Raw genomic sequence first — 1650 nt, 5'->3', positions numbered from 1 at the left:
TTTTAATTATTTTTAAGCTTTTAAATGCTTTTAGAGAGGATCAAGTCTTTGTAAATAAAGGCTTCTAGAGCTTATATGACTACGTTTACCTACCAATATGACTACGTTTACCTACCAATATGACTACGTTTACCTACCAATATGACTACGTTTACCTACCAATAATCTACATTATTTTTTTTGTAGATTTAACTACGTTTACCTTGCATTAATCTACATATTTATTATTATAGATTTATATTCATAAGTAATAATGTAGACAAATAAAATGCGGGACTTAGTAGTTAAAGATAATGCCTTAATTAATGCGAGTTATAACTTAGACTTAGTAGAACAACGTTTGATCTTATTAGCTATCGTCGAAGCAAGAGATAGTGGTCGAGGAATCAATGCAAATGACCCCTTAGAAGTGCATGCTGAGAGTTATGTAAATCAATTTAATGTTGCAAGACAAACAGCTTACCAAGCGTTAAAAGATGCTTGTAAGGATCTATTTGTACGTCAATTTAGCTATCAAGAAATTAATAAAAGAGGAAATGTAGAGAATGTTTTAAGTCGCTGGGTGAGCGAGATTAGATATATCGATGATGAGGCTACAGTAAAGTTAATATTTGCCCCTGCAATCGTGCCACTTATTACACGTTTAGAAGAACAATTTACTAAATATGAGTTACAACAGATTAGTAATCTCAGCAGCGCTTATGCTGTGCGATTATATGAATTATTAATTGCTTGGCGCAGTACGGGTCAAACTCCTATTATTGAACTTGCAGAGTTCAGACAAAAAATAGGCGTTCTTGATGATGAATATACAAGAATGGGAAATTTTAAAGATCGAGTATTAAATCTAGCTATTGCCCAAATTAATGAACACACGGATATTAACGTCCAATGTCAGCAACATAAAAAGGGACGTAATATTTCTGGTTTTTCATTCACCTTTAAACTGAAAAAAGTCGTTATAGCTCATACTAAAGAGCAAACTGCTCTTGAGATTTTCTCAAAATTTACCGATGCACAGTGTCATCTTTTTGCCAGTAAATTATCTGAGCTTCCAGATATGAATAAATATTCTCAAGGTACTGAAAGCTACTCACAATTTGCAGTTCGAATTTCTGAAATGCTACGAGATCCACAAAAATTTGAAGAACTACTCCCCTATCTAAAGAAAGTAGGCTTTAATACAAAATAAACTTCATGTTCAGATTGGATGTTCACACGAACATCCTTGTACACGCACTGAGGGATTACATTGAACACAACAAAATTTAGCGTCATGGACGCAAGTAAAGCCTTTAAAAAATCACGTACAACAATATATGAGGCTTTAAAAAATGGTGAATTATCAAGAGATCATGATGGTCTTATAGACTTATCGGAACTTATTAGAGTTTATGGCAATCCAATCAGTGTTCAGTCCAGTACACGCACTGAACAAGTTCAGAAGGATGTACAGGTACACGTTCAATCTGAAGTTGAAAATGTATTAAAAGATCAAATTTCTTTACTCAAAAATCAGTTAGAGTTAGCAAATCAAAGAGAAAAGTCTTTGATGCAACATATTGAAGATCTTACTCATAGAATTGAGTTTAAAGGCACCTTAGAACAGCCAAAACAAGAAAATATTAATAAACTAAATGAATCTACTAA

2 protein-coding genes are annotated in these 1650 nt (G+C 32.9%); both read left to right on the top strand.

Going from position 1 to position 1650, the window contains the following annotated elements:
* Positions 1–268: 268 nt before the first annotated feature.
* Complete coding sequence (gene repM, locus FTV41_RS14630; protein ID WP_004811812.1) at positions 269–1192, top strand: replication initiation protein RepM; 924 nt, start codon at positions 269–271, stop codon at positions 1190–1192.
* Between the two features lie 60 nt (positions 1193–1252).
* Positions 1253–1650, top strand: a 398-nt coding sequence (locus FTV41_RS14625) for a plasmid replication DNA-binding protein (RefSeq protein WP_257221995.1), incomplete at its 3' end; no start/stop codon positions are given.

This window comes from Acinetobacter sp. YH16051 (genome assembly GCF_013417135.1).
GTDB lineage: Bacteria > Pseudomonadota > Gammaproteobacteria > Pseudomonadales > Moraxellaceae > Acinetobacter > Acinetobacter towneri.
This window is presented reverse-complemented; position numbering and strand designations above follow the sequence as displayed.

What these genes read in the sequence shown, in the direction of transcription:
- repM (WP_004811812.1), top strand. Translation starts at nt 269, where the DNA reads ATGCGGGACTTAGTAGTTAAAGATAATGCCTTAATTAATGCGAGTTAT.